14 protein-coding genes are annotated in these 16,755 nt (G+C 71.4%); 6 read left to right on the top strand and 8 right to left on the bottom strand.

What is annotated here, in order from left to right:
* Positions 1 to 5: 5 nt before the first annotated feature.
* The 3 genes from AQJ66_RS25560 to AQJ66_RS25550 all read right to left on the bottom strand — a co-directional run bounded on the left by AQJ66_RS25560 (position 6) and on the right by AQJ66_RS25550 (position 3,281).
* Positions 6 to 875, bottom strand: coding sequence for a carbohydrate ABC transporter permease (locus tag AQJ66_RS25560; RefSeq protein WP_061926698.1), 870 nt, complete (start codon positions 873 to 875; stop codon positions 6 to 8).
* A complete protein-coding gene (locus tag AQJ66_RS25555) occupies positions 872 to 1,849 on the bottom strand; it encodes a carbohydrate ABC transporter permease (RefSeq protein WP_061926696.1) in 978 nt (325 codons plus the stop codon). Before AQJ66_RS25555 ends, AQJ66_RS25560 begins: the two co-directional genes overlap by 4 nt.
* Before the next feature lie 106 nt (positions 1,850 to 1,955).
* Positions 1,956 to 3,281 carry an ABC transporter substrate-binding protein gene (locus AQJ66_RS25550; protein WP_061926694.1) on the bottom strand — a complete coding sequence of 442 codons (1,326 nt, stop codon included), beginning with the start codon at positions 3,279 to 3,281 and terminating at the stop codon, positions 1,956 to 1,958.
* A 282-nt stretch (positions 3,282 to 3,563) separates the two neighbouring features.
* Here AQJ66_RS25550 and AQJ66_RS25545 point away from each other — a divergent pair, with 282 nt between their 5' ends.
* Positions 3,564 to 6,014, top strand: coding sequence for a glycosyl hydrolase 2 galactose-binding domain-containing protein (locus tag AQJ66_RS25545; RefSeq protein WP_061926692.1), 2,451 nt, complete (start codon positions 3,564 to 3,566; stop codon positions 6,012 to 6,014).
* The gene (locus AQJ66_RS25540) at positions 6,011 to 7,039 is read left to right on the top strand and encodes a LacI family DNA-binding transcriptional regulator (RefSeq protein WP_061926690.1); all 1,029 of its coding nucleotides are present in this window, start codon (positions 6,011 to 6,013) and stop codon (positions 7,037 to 7,039) included. The genes AQJ66_RS25545 and AQJ66_RS25540 overlap by 4 nt, the downstream gene beginning before the upstream one ends.
* A 171-nt stretch (positions 7,040 to 7,210) precedes the next feature.
* On the opposite strand, the gene AQJ66_RS25535 is transcribed toward AQJ66_RS25540, so the two are convergent.
* On the bottom strand, positions 7,211 to 7,885 hold the full coding sequence (locus AQJ66_RS25535) for a TetR/AcrR family transcriptional regulator (RefSeq protein WP_061926688.1): 675 nt from the start codon (positions 7,883 to 7,885) through the stop codon (positions 7,211 to 7,213).
* A 104-nt stretch (positions 7,886 to 7,989) separates the two neighbouring features.
* Here AQJ66_RS25535 and AQJ66_RS25530 point away from each other — a divergent pair, with 104 nt between their 5' ends.
* On the top strand, positions 7,990 to 9,375 hold the full coding sequence (locus AQJ66_RS25530; RefSeq protein WP_061926686.1) for a serine hydrolase domain-containing protein: 1,386 nt from the start codon (positions 7,990 to 7,992) through the stop codon (positions 9,373 to 9,375).
* Positions 9,376 to 9,469: 94 nt separating this feature from the next.
* On the opposite strand, the gene AQJ66_RS25525 is transcribed toward AQJ66_RS25530, so the two are convergent.
* The 4 genes from AQJ66_RS25525 to AQJ66_RS25510 form a co-directional block, all read right to left on the bottom strand.
* The gene (locus AQJ66_RS25525; protein ID WP_079060429.1) at positions 9,470 to 10,747 is read right to left on the bottom strand and encodes a cellulase family glycosylhydrolase; all 1,278 of its coding nucleotides are present in this window, start codon (positions 10,745 to 10,747) and stop codon (positions 9,470 to 9,472) included.
* Positions 10,748 to 10,854: 107 nt separating this feature from the next.
* Positions 10,855 to 11,979, bottom strand: coding sequence for a glycoside hydrolase family 12 protein (locus AQJ66_RS25520; protein WP_061926684.1), 1,125 nt, complete (start codon positions 11,977 to 11,979; stop codon positions 10,855 to 10,857).
* A gap of 249 nt (positions 11,980 to 12,228) precedes the next feature.
* Positions 12,229 to 13,251: a LacI family DNA-binding transcriptional regulator gene (locus AQJ66_RS25515; protein ID WP_061926682.1), complete on the bottom strand. Its 1,023-nt coding sequence runs from the start codon at positions 13,249 to 13,251 to the stop codon at positions 12,229 to 12,231.
* A gap of 89 nt (positions 13,252 to 13,340) precedes the next feature.
* Positions 13,341 to 14,093, bottom strand: a complete 753-nt coding sequence (locus tag AQJ66_RS25510; RefSeq protein ID WP_061926680.1) for a helix-turn-helix domain-containing protein — start codon at positions 14,091 to 14,093, stop codon at positions 13,341 to 13,343.
* A 222-nt stretch (positions 14,094 to 14,315) separates the two neighbouring features.
* Here AQJ66_RS25510 and AQJ66_RS25505 point away from each other — a divergent pair, with 222 nt between their 5' ends.
* The 3 genes from AQJ66_RS25505 to AQJ66_RS25495 form a co-directional block, all read left to right on the top strand.
* Positions 14,316 to 14,984 carry a DUF4097 family beta strand repeat-containing protein gene (locus AQJ66_RS25505; RefSeq protein ID WP_061926677.1) on the top strand — a complete coding sequence of 223 codons (669 nt, stop codon included), beginning with the start codon at positions 14,316 to 14,318 and terminating at the stop codon, positions 14,982 to 14,984.
* 16 nt (positions 14,985 to 15,000) lie between these two features.
* Positions 15,001 to 15,981 (top strand): ATP-binding cassette domain-containing protein, encoded by a 981-nt coding sequence (locus AQJ66_RS25500; protein ID WP_061926675.1) that lies wholly within the window; start codon positions 15,001 to 15,003, stop codon positions 15,979 to 15,981.
* Positions 15,978 to 16,755, top strand: a 778-nt coding sequence (locus AQJ66_RS25495; RefSeq protein WP_061926673.1) for an ABC transporter permease, incomplete at its 3' end; no start/stop codon positions are given. The genes AQJ66_RS25500 and AQJ66_RS25495, both read left to right, overlap by 4 nt.

Here is a 16,755-nt window from a genome sequence, read left to right as displayed (position 1 = left end):
ACGGGTCACTTGGTGGCGCCCTGGGCGAACCCGTTGTAGATGTAGCGCTGCAGGAACAGGAAGACGATCAGGGTCGGCAGGATGACCAGGACGGCGCCGGCGGAGATGTCCTCCCAGTGCGCGCCGAACGGGCCCTTGAAGCGGAACAGGGCCGTGGAGATGGTGCCGAGGTCCTCCGAGGGCATGTAGAGGAAGGGGATGTAGAAGTCGTTGTAGGTGGTGATGCCCTTGATGATCACCACCGTGGCGATCGCGGGCTTCAGCATCGGGAGGATGATCCTGCGGTAGATCGTGAAGGAGTTCGCCCCGTCCAGGCGGGCGGCCTCGTCCAGGGACGTGGGAATGCCCCGGATGAACTGCAGGAAGATGTAGATCGACACGATGTCCGTGCCCATGTAGAGCAGGATCGGCGCCCAGCGGGTGTCGATCAGCCCGAAGCTGTTGACGACCTGGAAGGTCGCCACCTGCGTGGTCACGCCCGGCACCAGGGTGGCCACGAGGAACAGCGCCATGACCGGCTTCTTGAGGCGGAACTCGAAGCGGTCGATGGCGTACGCCGTCATGGAGCCGATCAGCACGGTGCCCGTGATGGAGAACAGCAGGATGAAGGCGGTGTTCCCGAGCGCCGTGAGCATGTGGCCGTCGGTGAACGCCGTCGCGTAGTTGGAGAGGTTCAGCCAGTCGTGCGGCAGGGTCAGCGCGCCGCTGCCGTCGGCCATCTCCCGGGACGTCTTCAGCGAGGTCAGGAGGATGACGAGGAGCGGGACGAGCACCACGAGGGAGGCGGCCACGAGCGACACGTACGCCAGTACGGTGCCGGCGGTGACGCGGCTGCGCCGGGTGGCCGTCCGGGACGCGGGGGCGGTGAGGGTCATACGAGGTCCACCTTCTCGTCGGGCAGCAGCCGCCGCTGGATCCAGGTGACGGCCAGGATGATCAGCAGCAGCACCACGGCACAGGCCGAGGCCAGGCCGGTCTTGTTGAACTGGAAGGCGAGCTTGACCGTCTGGATGACGAAGGTCTGCGTGCCGGTCGCGCCGCCGGTCATGATGTACGGGATCTCGAAGACGGACAGGGATCCGGAGATCGCCAGGATGACGCTCAGCCCGATCACCGGCCGGATGCCCGGCACGATCAGATGCCGGAACTGCTGCCACCGGGACGCGCCGTCCAGCTCGGCGGCCTCGTACTGCTCGCCCGGGATGGACTGGATCGCGCCGAGGAACAGCACGAAGTTCAGCCCCGTGAAGCGCCACACGGACACCCCGGCCAGCGACGTGTTCGCCGATCGCGGGTCGCCGAGCCAGGCGTGGCCGCCGCCGGCGCCGAACAGGGACAGCACCGAGTCGAGGGTGCCGCCGTCCTGGAAGAAGTACAGGAAGACGAAGCCGATCGCCACGCCGTTGATCAGGTAGGGGAAGAAGAGGATGCCCTTGAACAGGTTCCGCAGCCGCAGGTCGAAGCTGAGCAGGGTCGCGAAGTACAGGGCGGCGGCGATCTGCACGGCCGAGGCGGCGAGGTAGTACAGGCTGACGGCGAAGACCCGGAACAGCTCGGGGCGGGTGACGAGTTCGCGGTAGTTGTCGCCGCCGACGAAGGAGCGGTCGGGGCTGACGCCGTCCCAGTCGGTGAAGCTGTAGTAGATCATGTTGCCCACCGGCACGTAGGTGAACGTGATCAGCAGGGCGAGCGGGACGAGCAGGAACAGCCAGGGGGTGAGGCGGCGCAGCGGGTGCTGCCGCCAGGAGCGGTGCGGGGGAACGTGGTTGCGGCGCCCGGCCCGGCGGCGGATGCCGTCCGTCTTCGCCGGGGGACCGGGCGGTGGCGCGGTGTGGGTGGTGTGTGTCATGGCGGGGCGGGGCCTTTCGTCGTCCGCGGACAGCGCTCGTGCGGCGGCCGGCCCACCGGGCCCCGGCCCGGTGGGCCGGCCGCCGGTGCCCGGTGGTGCGGCCGGGTCAGGAGCCGGCGGTCTGCTCGGCCTCGGCCCAGCGCTTGTTCAGGTCGGTGAAGTAGTCCTTCAGCGAACCCTTCTGGGCGCCGCGGGCGAGGTCGACCAGCTTCTGCCGGTAGTCCGGCTTGTACAGGCCGATCTCCGCGGCGTTGTCGATGGCGTTGACCTCGGCGGTGTCCGCCTCGGACCGCTCCACCATCGTGACATCGTTGTCAGTGAACTCCTTGAGCGTCGCCGGCATCGGGGCGGCCCGCAGTGCGGAGACGGCACCCTCCGTGGCCGAGTAGCCGGACTTCTGGGTGAACCAGTCGATCCAGGCCCGCGCGGCCTGCTTGTGGCCGGAGTGGATGTTCACGGCCTGCTGGTAGTCCGACACCAGCGTCGCGCAGAACTTGCCGCCCTTCTGGACCGGGAACGGCATGAAGCCGATGTCGTCCGGGTTCCGGCCGGCCTTCTTCGCGGCGTCCCGCATCTGCGTGATGGCCCAGGAGCCCAGCAGCATGCTGCTGATCTTCCCCTTCGCCAGCAGCGTCTTGGAACTCTCCCAGTTGGTGGTCGTCGGGTCCTTCTCGGACAGCCCGTCGTGGACGACGTCGTAGAGCAGGGTGTCGATGACGTTGAGGTCCGTGCCCTGCCCCCAGGGCGCGTCCGTGTCGGCCAGGGCGTCGGACGCCCTGCTGTCGCAGCTGACCGAGCCGATGCTGTTCGTCCAGGGGCTGCTGAGCGGCCAGCCGTCCTTGAAGTTCGTGTAGTAGGGGGTGGCGCCCGTCCTGTCCCCGACCGCCTTGAGGTCGGTCAGGAACTCCTGCGGGCTGGCGGGCCACTTGGTGATGCCGGCCTTCTTCCACAGCGCCTTGTTGTAGACGAGGCCGTCGGCGGTGCCGAAGGTGGCGATGCCGTACGTCCTGCCGCCGACGTCGGTCTTGTCGGTGAAGCGGTACTCGTCCTTCATCGACCCGGTGTCGCCGAGGGGTGCGAAGAACTTCGGGTAGTCGCCCTTCGCGACGGCTCCGGGTATCAGCAGCACGTCGCCGTACTTGTCGGTGTTCATGCGGATCTTCACCTCCCCCTCGTAGTCCGTGATCCCCTCGAACTCGACCTTCACCTTCGGGTACTTCTTGTTGAACTCGGCCGCGTACCGCTTCAGCGTGCCGTCCTGCACGAGGTCCGTGCGGTTGGTCAGCACCTTGATGGTGCCCGAGACGGACTTCGGGTTCAGCGGTGCGGCGGCGGTCTCGTCCCCGCCCGGCGTCCCCCCTCCGCCGCACCCCGCGGCGGCCAGCATCGCGGTGGTGGTCAACAGGGCGGCGCTCAGCGACTTCTTCCCCATGGGCCCAACTCCTTCACGTAAGTCACGGCTCGGGCTCGGGTGGTTCGGTGACGGCACTATGGCAGCAGCTTCTTAACCGGTAAAGCTCCTCCGTGCGGCGCGATGCCCAATCGTTACCGTAGGCCCCACAGGCTTTCTGACCACCGGTCCGTTCACCTCGGCCGTTCCGGTGGAGAGTCGGCTGGACAGGGACTAGACCGGTTAACCAATGGCGGCTAAGTTGCCCGTGCCGACCACACCAGCGTCGTACCGAACCCGGTTGTCCGTCCCGAGGAGCCGCACATGAAGGACGTCATCCCACTCACCGAGGGCTGGACCCTCCACCACGACGGAACGGCGCTCCCCGCCCAGGTACCCGGATGCGTCCACACCGACCTGCTCACCGCCGGAGTGATCCCCGACCCGTACCTCGGCCTGAACGAGCGGGACGTGGCCTGGGTGGGCCGGCGGGCGTGGACCTACACCCGCGACCTGGCGCCCGACCACACGGCGCCCGGCGCCCACGAACGCACGGACCTGGTCTTCGACGGCCTCGACACGGCCGCCGTGATCACGCTCGACGGACGGGAGCTGGGCCGGACCCGCAACATGCACCGGGGCCACCGCTTCGACGTCACCGGCGGCTGCGGCACGCTCCGGGTGGAGTTCGCCTCCGCCTACGACGAGGCCGCCGCGGTCCGCGCGCTGACGGGCGAGCGCCCCAACGTCTACCCGGAGCCCTTCCAGTACATCCGCAAGATGGCCTGCGGCTTCGGCTGGGACTGGGGGCCGACCCTGGTGACGGCGGGCATCTGGCGCCCGGTCCGGCTGGAACGCTGGTCGACGGCCCGCCTGGTGCGGGTACGCCCGCTGGTCACCGTCGCCGACGGCGTGGGCCGCGTGGAGGTGCACTGCGACGTCGAGCGCACCGACCGGGGCGCCGAACACCCGCTGGAGATCCGGGCGTCCGTGAACGGCGTGCAGGCCCGCGGCACGGTGGAGGGTTCGCGGGCGGTCCTGGTGCTGGACGTCCCCGACCCCGAGCTGTGGTGGCCCCGCGGATACGGCGAGCAGCCCCTCCACGACCTGGAGGTCGCCCTGGTGGACCGGGGGGTCGCGGTCTCCCCGGGCGACGGTGAGCGGGTGCTGGACTCCTGGCGGCGCCGGATCGGCTTCCGCACCGTCGAGGTCGACCGTTCCCCCGACGCGCACGGCACCGGCTTCACCTTCGTCGTCAACGGCGTACGGATCTTCGCCCGCGGCGTGAACTGGATCCCCGACGACGCCTTCCCCTCCCGCGTCACCCCCGACCGCTACCGCACCCGGCTGCGGCAGGCGGCGGAGGCGGGCGTGGACCTCGTCCGGGTCTGGGGCGGCGGCATCTACGAGGACCACGCCTTCTACGACGCCTGCGACGAGCTGGGGCTGATGGTCTGGCAGGACTTCCTGTTCGCCTGCGCCGCCTACCCCGAGGAGCAGCCGCTGCGCGGCGAGGTGGAGGCCGAGGCGCGCGACAACGTTGTCCGGCTCATGCCGCACCCCAGTCTCGTGCTGTGGAACGGCAACAACGAGAACCTCTGGGGCTTCCGCGACTGGGACTGGGAGCCCGAACTGGCCGGCGACTCCTGGGGCGGCGGCTACTACCTGGACCTGCTGCCCCGCATCGTCGCCGAACTCGACCCGACCCGCCCCTACACCGCCGGCAGCCCCTGGTCCGGGTCGTGGGAGCACCACCCCAACGACCCGGCGCACGGCACCCACCACTCCTGGGAGGCGTGGAACCGCCGGGACCACGCCGACTACCGGGCATCCGTGCCCCGCTTCGTCGCCGAGTTCGGCTGGCAGGCCCCGCCCGCCGTGGCGACCCTGCGCCGCGCGCTGCCCGGCGAGCGTCTCGCCGCCGACTCCCCGGGCATGCTGCACCACCAGAAGGCCGAGGACGGCAACGGCAAGCTGAACCGGGGCATCGCCCGCCACTTCGCCCTGCCCGAGGCGGACTTCGACCGCTGGCACCATCTCGCGCAGGTGGTCCAGGCCCGTGCCGTGGCCGCCGGGATCGAGCACTGGCGGGCGCACTGGCCGGTCTGCGCCGGCACGGTCGTCTGGCAGCTCAACGACTGCTGGCCGGTCAGCTCCTGGGCCGCGATCGACGGCGACGGCCGCCTCAAACCGCTCTATCACGAGCTGCGCCGCGTGTACGCCGACCGCCTGCTGACCCTGCTGCCTCCGGCGGAGGAGGGAGCGGCACCGGCCCTCGCCGTCGTCAACCAGTCCGCCGAGCCGTGGCACGCCTCCGTCGAACTGCGCCGGACGGCGGCGGACGGAACCGTCCTCGGCCGGGCCGTCCTCGACGCCGAGGTCGCACCGCGCTCCGTCGCCCGGCTCGCTGTGCCCGGCGCCCTGGTGCCGGACGCGAAGTCGGCCGAGGAGTTCCTCGTCGCCGACGCCGACGGGCTGCGCGCCCTCCACTTCCCCGTCCCGGACAAGGACTTCTCCTACCCGGTCCCGCGCTACGACGTCACCGTGGAGTCCCCGGCCGGTGCGGACGGCGGTAGTGTCGACGTCGTGGTAACAGCGCACACCCTGGTACGGGACCTCCTCCTCCAGGCCGACCGGCTCGGCCCGCACGCCATCTGCGGCACGGGCCTGACCACCCTGCTCCCCGGAGAGCGCGTCCGGCTGGCCGTGCGGGGCGCGACCGACACCGGCGCCGACGCCGTGCGCGCGGCACTCTTCTGCGTGGAACCGGCGTGAGCGCCTCCTCGGAACGCATCACCATCAGGGATGTCGCGGCCGCGGCCGGCGTGTCCAAGGGAGCGGTGTCGCTGGCGTTCAACCACAAGCCGGGCGTCTCCGACGCCACCCGCGAGCGGATCTTCGCCGCGGCACGGCAACTGGGCTGGGCGCCGAACTCCTCGGCGCGCAGCCTGTCCCGGCAGGCGGTCGACACGGTCGGGCTGGCGATCTGCCGCCCGGCCCGGCTGCTGGGTCTCGAACCCTTCTACATGGAGTTCATCTCCGGCATCGAGAGCGTGCTCGCCGAGCACAACTGCTCCCTGCTGCTGCGCCTGGTCGGCTCGCTGGAGGAGGAGATCCGGCTCCAGGAGACCTGGTGGCGGGAGCGCCAGACGGCGGGCTCGGTCCTGGTCGACTTCCGCCGGGACGACCCGCGGATCGCCCCCCTGCGCGAGCTGGGACTTCCCGCCGTGGCGGTCGGCCACCCCAGCCTCACCGGCGGCTTCGCCTCCGTGTGGACCGACGACGCCACGGCCGTGACCGAGGCGGTGCGGTACCTGGCCGCCCTGGGGCACCGGCGGATCGCCCACGTCGGCGGGCCCGCGGGCCTGGGACACAGCGCGATCCGGGTGACCGCGTTCGAGAGGACCATGAAGGAGCTCGGCCTGGGCGGTGGCCTGCACGTCGAGACCGGCTTCTCCGGCGAGGACGGCGCCCGGGCCACCCGGTCGCTGCTGCTGTCGGCCGACCGGCCCACGGCGATCGTCTACGACAACGACCTGATGGCGGTGGCCGGGCTGGGCGTGGCCGCCGAGATGGGCGTCCCCGTTCCCGACGAGCTGTCGCTGCTGGCCTGGGACGACTCGCAGCTGTGCCGGCTGACCCATCCGACGCTGTCCGCGATGAGCCACGACGTGCACGCGTTCGGCGCGCAAGTGGCCCGGGTCCTGTTCGACGTCATCGCCGGCCGGGACGTCGCCTCCCATCCGGTGGCGACTCCCTCACTGGTGCCTCGCGCGTCGACCGCGCCGCCGCGCACCTAGGTGTGCTGTCCCGACAGGTTGGTGACGCGGCTGGCTGGTGGTTGGCCGCTGATGCCGGTGTGGGGTCGGTGGTAGTGGGCGTTGGGCGTGCCCGCCAGCAGTCCGGGGTGAGCCTGCCGCGATCCCCGGTACGGGCGGGGCCGCCCGTCGGTGTCGTACGGCGCTCTGCCTTCAGCGGGGCGTCAGCCGCGCCTCGAAACCGTCGAGCAACGCCCGCAGACCGAAGGCGAAGGTCGAGTCGGGTGCGGCCGCGTAGTCGGCGGCCGGGGTGTCCAGCCGCTCGCGCAGCCGGGGGAAGCGGCCGGCGATCTCGACGGCCCGGGCGGAGGCCTCGGCCCGCGCCCGCTCGGCCTCCTCCCCGCCTCGGGCCACCCTGCGGTTCAGCGCCACCTGCGCGGCGGCGCCCAGCGCGTTGCCCAGGACGTAGACGAAGACGGACGCGGCGGCACGGTCGGCGTCGGCCGGAGCGAAACCGGCCTTCTCGTAGACGGCGAGGCTGTGGTCGTCGTGCCGGGACTTGCCCGGCCCGTAGAGGAAGTGGTCGCCGAAGGCCTGTCCCAGCCACGGGTGCCGCTGCAGCATCGCGTACATGCCGGTGGCCATCTCGGTGGCGGCCGTGCGCCAGTCCGTGGCGTCGAGGTCGGGTACGGCGACCTCCGTCCAGACCGCGTCCCCGGCCAGCCGGACCAGCTCGTCCTTGGTCCTGATGTGCCAGTAGATCGCCGTGGCGGCCGAGTCGAGGCGCCGGCCCAGCTCGCGCATGTTCAGTCCGTTCAGGCCTTCCTCGTCCAGCAGGTCGATGGTGGCACGGACGATCTGGTCGGCGGTGAGGGTGTTCCTGGGCATGGACGCCAGCCTAGCCGAAGCACTTGCACAAAGTTCAAGAACACCTCTACCCTCAGACTTGTACTTAGTTCAAGTCGGCCGTCGAGGCCCATGGAGGGGGAACCATGTCCCAGCACGACCCGCACGGGCTGTCCGCGTTCGTCGCCGCCGCGGCGGAGGAGTTCGGTGTCCCGGGAGCCTGCGTCGGCATCCTGAACGGGGGCCGACAGCTGTTCGCCGCGCACGGGGTGACCAATGTGGCCAACCCACAGCCGGTCGACGAGCACACGCTGTTCCACGTGGCCTCGGTGACCAAGACCTTCACCGCCACGGCCCTGACGCGCCTGGCCGCCGAAGGCCGGGTCGACCTCGACGCGCCGGTGCGCGACCACGTGCCGGAACTCCGGCTGGCCGACGAGCCCGCGGCCGCCTCCATCACCACGCGCCAGCTGCTCAACCACACCGCGGGACTGGCCTGGAACCTGGTGGACGCCGACGAGGGCGACGGCTCGCCGGCCGCCTTCGTCGCCCGGCTGGACCGGCTCGACCTGGTCGCCGAGCCCGGCAGCCGGGCCTCCTACAGCCAGGCCGGCTACAACCTGGCCGGGCTCGTCCTGGAGCGGGTCACCGGTCTTCCCTACGAGCAGGCCGTGACCCGACTCGTCCTGGAACCGGCGGCGCTGAGGGACACCGTGTTCGACCTGGACGAGGTCGTGCTGCGCCGCTTCGCCGTCGGCCACAACCGCGGCGAGGGCGGCACACTGCGACCGGCCCGGCCGTGGAAGTCCCGCCCGGCCGGGGCCCGGGGCAACAATCCCGGTGGCGGAGCGGCATCCTCGGCGAGCGACCTGCTCCGCTGGGCCCGCTTCCACCTCGGCGACGGCGCGGGGGTGCTGCCCGCCGAGGAGCTCCGGCGGATGCGGCAGCCGACGGTCCGCCTGCGCGCGAGCGCTCTCGGCGACGCCCTGGGCGTCTGCTGGTTCCTGCGCCGGATCGGCGGCGTGCCCACGATCGGCCACGGCGGCTCGGGCAACGGGCAGTTCACCGAACTCCTGATCGCGCCCGAGCACGACTTCGCCGTCGTCTCCCTGGCCAACTCCGGCCCCGAGGGGTACCAGTTCAACCAGGCCGTCCTGCGCTGGGCGCTCGAGCACTACCTGGACGCCGTCGAGCGGGAGCCGGAGCCGGCCGCCCACGACGAGACCCGGGCGCGGGAGGTCGCCGGCCGCTACGAGATCGACGCCCTCGACCTCGACATCGCGACCGACGGCGAACGCCTCACCCTGGCCGTGGCCATCAAGCCCGAGATCCGCGCCGCGTCGGAGGCGGAGATGCCTCCGGACCACCCCGCCGCCGCCCTCCGGTTCCTGGCCGGCGACGGCGACGAGTACGTCATCACCGAGGGCGGCCTCAAGGGCCAGCGGGGCTGCTTCACCCGGAACGGCGACGGGGCGGTCATCGGCGTCGACCTGGCCGGACGGCTGTTCCCCCGCAGCGGCGCCGCGTTCTGACGGGGGTTCCGGGGACGTGCACGGCAGGGGCGCGGCACCGTGCCGCGCCCCCGCCGCGTGTCCGCCCTCCGGAGGCCGCCGCCGGGAGGCCGGCTCAGTCCGCGGGGCCGCCGCGCACGACGCAGGAGGCGTTGTTCTCCCAGCCCCAGCCGTCGCCGTCGGGGTCGGAGGCGCTGCCGTTCACGCAGTACGGGTAGCCGTTCGGTGCGGTGGCCGCGCCGTCGGCACGGCTGCCGCGCACGACGCAGGAGGCGTTGTTCTCCCAGCCCCAGCCGTCGCCGTCGGGGTCGGAGGCGCTGCCGTTCACGCAGTACGGGTAGCCGTTCGGTGCGGTGCCCGAGCCGCCCGTGCCGCCACCGCCGTAGACGGCGGCGATCCGCGCGGTGGAGGCGATGCCGTTGGCGCCGTTGAAGATACGGCTGCCCCAGCCGGTCATCGAGTGGGGGTCGAACCCGTTGACCATGTCGAGATACGACACGTCACCGCCGTTGCCGCTCCACGACCACCCGAGGTACCCGAGTCCCCTGGACTGCGCCGTGGCCATGATGGTGTCCTCGTCGACGTCCCCGTCGCTGTGCTTGAAGCCGAACTCCCCGACCACGAGGGGCAGGTGGGCGTTGACGAAGGAGTTGAGGTAGCCGTTGACCTTGTCGGCGCTGCTGTAGACCCCGTACATGTGCACCGAGAAGATGGTGTTGCGGTCGGGGTCGGAGGCGAAGACGGAGGACGCGTTGTCCCGCATCGTGCCCGACCAGTCCTGGCCCCAGTTGGGCGCGTCGACCATCAGGGCGTGGTGGAACCCGGCCGCGCGCATCTGCCCGATGGCGCTCTTGGTGGCGCTGGTCCACTGCCCGGCGTTGTTGTTGCCCCAGGGCTCGTTGCCGATGTTGATGACGACGTAGCTCTCCTGGCCGTCGAGGGCGCTCTTGACGCTCTTCCAGTAGGCGACCGCCTGGTCCAGCGAGGCGGCGGCGCCGTCCTCGCCGTAGCCGGTGGTGTCGTGGTCCTCCAGTACGCAGATGAGCCGGTGCTGCTTGCACTGGCCGACGAGGGCGGAGATCTCGGAGGCGCTGGTCTTCGTCCAGCGGTTGCCGCCGCCGAGGACCACGCGGACGGTGTTGGCGCCCTTGGCCGCGATGTCGCCGATGGCGCCGGTCTGGCCGGGGTACCAGACGTAGGCGTGGCTGACCCCGCGCATCACGAAGTCGGAGCCGTTGCCCTCGACGACGCGGCCGTTGCTGACGTGGATGCCGGTGGTCGCGGCCTGCGCGGTTCCGGGCGCGCCGAAGAACTGCCCCAGCAGCGCCAGCAGACCGGTGGCGGCGAGGGCCGCCACGGCCCGCACCCGCCTTCTGCTGAACGGATTCTTCATCTTCTCTCCTTGGACAACGTTGTCATAGGTTCGTGGAGCCTCGCCCGCCCGGGAGGACGTCACCCGGGAGGGCGAGGACGCGGGGAGGAGCCGCCGCACCGGACGGGTCAGGCGGTGGTGCAGGCGGTCCCGTTGAGGGTGAAGGCCGCGGGCTTGGCGAAGGTGCCCCCGTACGTTCCCTGGAAGCCGAACGAGACGTTCCCGCCGGCCGGGATCTGCGCGTTGTAGGAGACGCCGCTCGCCGTGACGGCACCCGACGACGCGGTGAGGGAGGCGTTCCAGGAGCCGGTGATCTGCTGCCCGGCCGGCAGCGTGAACGCCAGCTTCCACGCGTCGAGTGGGGCGGAACCGTTGTTGGTGACGGTGACGTCCGCGGTGAAGCCGCCCTGCCAGACGTTCGTGCCGTACGACACGGTGCAGGCCGAGGAGCCTCCGGAGCCCCCGCCGGTGCCGGTGTTGATCGAGGAGGAGAACGAGGTCACCGCGAGACCGGCGCCGTTCTGCCAGGGCTCGAACCCGGCCTGGACGCTGGTCAGGTACCAGTTGTTCTGCGCGAGGCCCCGCGAGACGGCCTGCCGGACGAAGTCCATGACGTCGAAGTTCCAGCTGCCGATCGCCGACGGGGCGACGAAGGACAGGACGTCGTTGGAGCCGTTGTTGCCGGACCACACCTGCCACTGGCGCCCGGCGACGGTTGCCGTGCCGACCTGCGAGCCGACGGGCTGGACGGGGCCGACCTTGTTGAGCCAGACCATGATCTCGGTCCGGTTGACGCCGTCGGTGCGGGGCGTGGGGTCGAGCCAGATGTCGTACGCGGCGTCGTACACCGCGTCGCTCACATAGCTGTAGGAGATGCCGGTCGGCGCGCTGGAGATGCCGCTGAGCTGGGCCGGAAGGGCGGTGCCCGGGGAGCAGTCGGTGTAGTGGCAGCCGTTGTAGACGGACGGGTACGACTTGGGGGCGCCGTTCGTCGGGACCGAGCCGTCGGCCTGGGTGATCCTGAACCCGGAGTCGGTGGCGGTGATGCACTGGGTCTGGCTGGTGCCCCAGCGGTTGTTCTGGACGACGTAGCGGCCCTGGATGGTGGTCACCCCGAACTGTTCGCAGATCGAGGTGTCGGCGTGGGCCGCGGGGGCGGTGCCCAGTAGGGCCGCCAGGGTGGCGAGCGAGGCGAGCAGTGCGCCTAACAGGCCGCGCGCTCTGTGGGGGAGGGGGTGCCGTGAGGTTCGCATGGAGGTCCTCTCGGAGGGGTGGGGGAGTGATGGCGGGGGCGCTGCACGGGAGCGACTGTGGCTGGGAGCGCTCCCATCACCTCCGTTGCGCAGGGACTGTAGGAGAGGGGCGCGGCCATGACAAGGTGGTGAACAGGATTCCGTCGAACTTCTCTCGAACGGCGAGGTCGCAGCGGTGGGCCTGCACGCCCGCCGAGGGGCGAACGCGGTTGGGAGCGCTCCCGATTCCTTGCGGAGGGCGGGCGGCGCTCAGGCCGACTCGCGCACCACCAGCTCCGTCCGCAGGATCACGTGGCGCCAGGCGACGGACGGCTCCTCGATCTCCTGGAGGAGCAGCTGGACCATGGTCCGCCCGATGTCCTCCAGGGGCTGACGCACCGTGGTCAGACGCGGCGCGGTGCGCTCGGCCAGCGGGAAGTCGTCGAAGCCGATGACGGCGACGTCCTCCGGCACCCGGCGTCCCGCCGCGCGCAGCGCCTCCAGGGCGCCTTCGGCCGTGGTGTCCGAGGCGGCGAGGACGCCGTCGATCTCCGGATGCCGTTCGAGGAGCCGGGTCATGGCCCGGTGACCGCCCTCGATGGTGAAGTCGCCCTCGGCGACCCAGGACGGCCGGGTGTCCAGACCGGCCGACGCCAGGGCCTCGCGGTAGCCGCGCAGCCGGCACTGGGCGACGTACATGTCGGGCGGCCCGGTGATCGTGGCGATCGCCCGCCGTCCCGTGGCCAGCAGGTGGGCGACCGCGCTGCGGGCTCCGCCGGCGTTGTCCGCGTCGACGTAGCTGACGCGCTCGTCGCCCGAGCGGCGTCCCATCAGCACGGTCGGCAGCCGGGCCTCCGCGAGCATGTCGGGCAGCGGGTCGTCGGCGTGCACGGACATCAGCAGGACGCCGTCGACCCGGCCGCCGCGGGCGTACTCGAGGAAGCGCCGCCGCTCCGCGTCCGACCGGACCAGGGTCAGCAGCAGTTGCGGCCCGGTGCCGGCCAGCGCGTCGCCGATCGCGTGGACGATCTCGGAGAAGAACGGCTCGGCGAACTGCCGCCATCTCGGCTCGGTCATGACGAGCGCGACGGCGTCGGCCCGCTGCCCGGCGAGGGACCGGGCCGCCAGGTTGGGCACGTATCCCAGTTCCGCGATGGCCCGCTGCACGGCTCGCCGCGTCGACTCCTTGACGCCCGCCGCGTTGTTGACGACGCGGGAGACGGTGCCTCGGCCCACCCCGGCGCGGGCGGCCACCTCCTCCAGCGTCGGAGCGCCAGGGTGCCGCCTGCCCATGACCACCTCCCCCACAGGGAACCGAGTTTACGGTCCCGATCCCTCAATGCGCCCGGTTACGGCACCTGTTGATCCAGGACGCCGTTCCTTCAGTGGCCCGGACCCGGCCCGGCGGCACCGTCCGGGGCCGTCGCGGGCTTCGTGTGGAGGACCTCGCGGGCCTGGTCCGCGGCACGGGCGAGGCTCTCGGAGACGAACTCCAGGAAGCGGGCGGTGTTCTCGAGGCGCGTGGCGGCCGGGGTCCCGGGGCCGAGAATGCCGACGCCCTGCCGTGCGGTCTCGGCGACCTGGGCGGTGGACCGGGCGCTCGCCATCATCCCCTGGTACATGACCTCGTCGTCGACGACGTAGCGGTCACGGCGGCGTTCGTCGCGTTCCCTGCGGACGAGGTCCTGGCTCTCCAGGAACGCGACGGCCTTGGAGACGGACGCCGGGCTGACCTGGAGGCGCTCGACGAGTTCGGACGCGGTGAGGCTGCCCGTGTCGCTGATGGTCAGGCAGGCCATCACCCGCGCCATCATCTGGGGGGTGCCCGACTGCATGAAGACGGTGGTGAGCGTCTCCTCGTACGCGCGCACGGCCTCGGGATCGCGCCCGTGGGCCTGCGGGGGTGCCTCCGTCCCGCGGGGCGCCGCCTTCGCGCGCCGGTGGGCGCGGCGTTCGGTGGCGCGGTGGGCCAGGTCCGCGCGGTAGGCGGTGGGACCGCCGTTGCGCATGACCTCGCGCGTGACGGTCGAGGTCGGGCGGTCGATGCGTCTGGCGATCTCCGCGTAGGCGAGGCCGTCGCCCAGTCCCAGCGCGATCTGCTGACGTTCCTGCTGGGTGAGTCTGCCTCCCGGCATCGTGGCCTCCTCTGTGCTCCGTGGCGACCTCAGCATAGCATTCACGTTCATCTCATTGCAACGAGTGAGGAGCGGTTTGTTGCGTTACCTTCAGTGTCATTGCAATGAAATCTGGGTGTTGAGCTGCACTTTTAAATCTTGCGTGCAACAAAGGCGTTGCCTGATCCGTGAACGCAACGTAGCGTTTCCATCATCGGAAACAACGGATCGAAGGAGCGCACCATGCAGAAGTTCGACACCCCCGCCCCGGTCTCGGCCGTTCTCGACATCCCCGCGGGCCGTGTCCGGTTCATCGCGGCCGACCGCGCCGACACCACGGTCGAGGTCCTGCCCGCGGACGCCGCCAAGGGCCGCGACGTGAAGGCGGCGGAGCAGATCGAGGTCGCGTACGGCGGCGGCGTCCTGCGGATCGAGGCCCCGGCCCCGAAGAACCGGCTCCTCGGCACCTCCGGGTCCGTCGAGGTGACCGTGCAGCTGCCCGCCGGCTCGCGCGTGGAGGCGAAGGCGGCCGCCGCCGAGTTCCGCGGCGTCGGGCGGCTCGGCGACGTCGCCTTCGAGGGCGGCCACCGCTCGGTGAAGCTCGACGAGGCCGCGAGCGCCCGTCTCACCGCCCACGACGGCGACATCTCGGTCGGCCGTCTGACCGGCCCCGCGGAGATCAGCACCCACCGGGGCGACATCCGGATCACCGAGGCCGGGCGCGGCGCCGTCACGCTCCGCACCGGGCAGGGCGACATCTCGGTCGGCGCCGCGCACGGGGTCTCCGCCTCCCTGGACGCCGGCACCACCCACGGCCGGATCCACAACGCGCTGAAGAACGCCGACGGCACCGCCGACCTGACCATCCACGCCACCACGGCCTACGGCGACATCACCGCCCGCAGCCTGTGAGAAGGGAGCACCCCTCATGACCGACCTGGCCATCGCGGCGCACGGGCTGCGCAAGTCCTACGGCGACAAGACCGTCCTCGACGGCGTCGACCTGGCCGTCCCGGAAGGGACGATCTTCTCCCTGCTCGGCCCGAACGGCGCCGGCAAGACCACCGCCGTCAAGATCCTCTCCACCCTCGTCCCGCCCGGCCCCGGCAGCGGCCCGATCCGCGTCGGCGGTCACGACCTCGCCGGCGAACCGCAGGCCGTGCGCGCCGCGATCGGCGTCACGGGACAGTTCTCCGCCGTCGACGGCCTGATCACCGGCGAGGAGAACATGCTCCTCATGGCGGACCTGCGCCACCTCTCCCGGCGCGAGGGACGCCGGGTCACCGGCGAGCTGCTGGAGCGCTTCGACCTCGCCGAGGCCGCGAAGAAGCCCGCCTCCACCTACTCCGGCGGCATGAAACGCCGCCTCGACATCGCCATGACCCTGGTCGGTGACCCGCGGATCATCTTCCTCGACGAGCCGACCACCGGCCTCGACCCGCGCTCCCGGCACACCATGTGGCAGATCATCCGCGAACTCGTCTCGGACGGCGTCACCGTCTTCCTCACCACGCAGTACCTGGAGGAGGCCGACGAGCTCGCCGACCGCATCGCCGTGCTCCACGACGGCAGGATCGCCGCCCACGGCACCGCCGAGGAGCTGAAGCGGATCGTCCCCGGCGGACACGTCCGGCTCCGCTTCACCGACCCGGCCGCGTACCAAAGCGCCGCCTCCGCCCTGCGCGAGGCGTCCCGGGACGAGGAGTCCCTCACGCTCCAGCTCCCCAGCGGCGGCAGCCAGCGCGAGCTGCGCTCCCTCCTCGACTGGCTGGACGCGGCCGGCGTCGAGGCCGACCAGCTGACCGTGCACACGCCCGACCTCGACGACGTGTTCTTCGCCCTGACCGGCGGCGCCGGGGTGCCCGCCCAGCCCACCAAGCCCAACCAGCCCAAGGAGGCTGCCGGATGAGCTCCCTCTCCCTCGCCGTGCGCGACTCGGCCACCATGCTGCGCCGCAACCTCCTGCACGCCCGGCGCTACCCGTCCCTCACGCTGAACCTGCTGCTCACGCCGGTCATGCTGTTGCTGCTCTTCGTCTACATCTTCGGCGGCACCATGAGCGCGGGCATCGGCGGAAACCGCTCCGACTACATCGCCTACATCGTTCCGGGCATCCTGCTGATGACCGTCGGCAGCACCGTGGTCGGCACCGCGGTCTCCGTCTCCACCGACATGACCGAGGGCATCGTCGCCCGCTTCCGCACGATGGCGATCCACCGCGGCTCCGTGATCGTCGGACACGTCGTCGGCAGCGTGCTCCAGTCGGTCGTCAGCGTGGTCCTCGTCGGCGCCGTCGCCGTGGCCATCGGTTTCCGCTCCACCGACGCCACCGTCCTGGAGTGGCTCGCGGCGTTCGGGCTGCTGGTGCTGTTCGCCACCGCGCTCACCTGGATCGCGGTCGGCATGGGCCTGGTCAGCCCGAACGCCGAGGCCGCCGGCAACAACGCGATGCCCCTGATCCTGCTGCCGCTCCTGTCCAGCGCCTTCGTCCCCGTCGACGCGATGCCGGGCTGGTTCCGGCCGATCGCCGAGTACCAGCCGTTCACGCCCGCCATCGAGACCCTGCGCGGCCTGCTGCTCGGCACCGGGATCGGCCACAACGGCTGGCTCGCCGTGGTGTGGTGCGTGGGCCTCGCGGTCGTCGGCTACCTCTGGTCGACCGCGAGGTTCGACCGGGACCCCG

Source organism: Streptomyces bungoensis (genome assembly GCF_001514215.1).
GTDB lineage: Bacteria > Actinomycetota > Actinomycetes > Streptomycetales > Streptomycetaceae > Streptomyces > Streptomyces bungoensis.
This window is presented reverse-complemented; position numbering and strand designations above follow the sequence as displayed.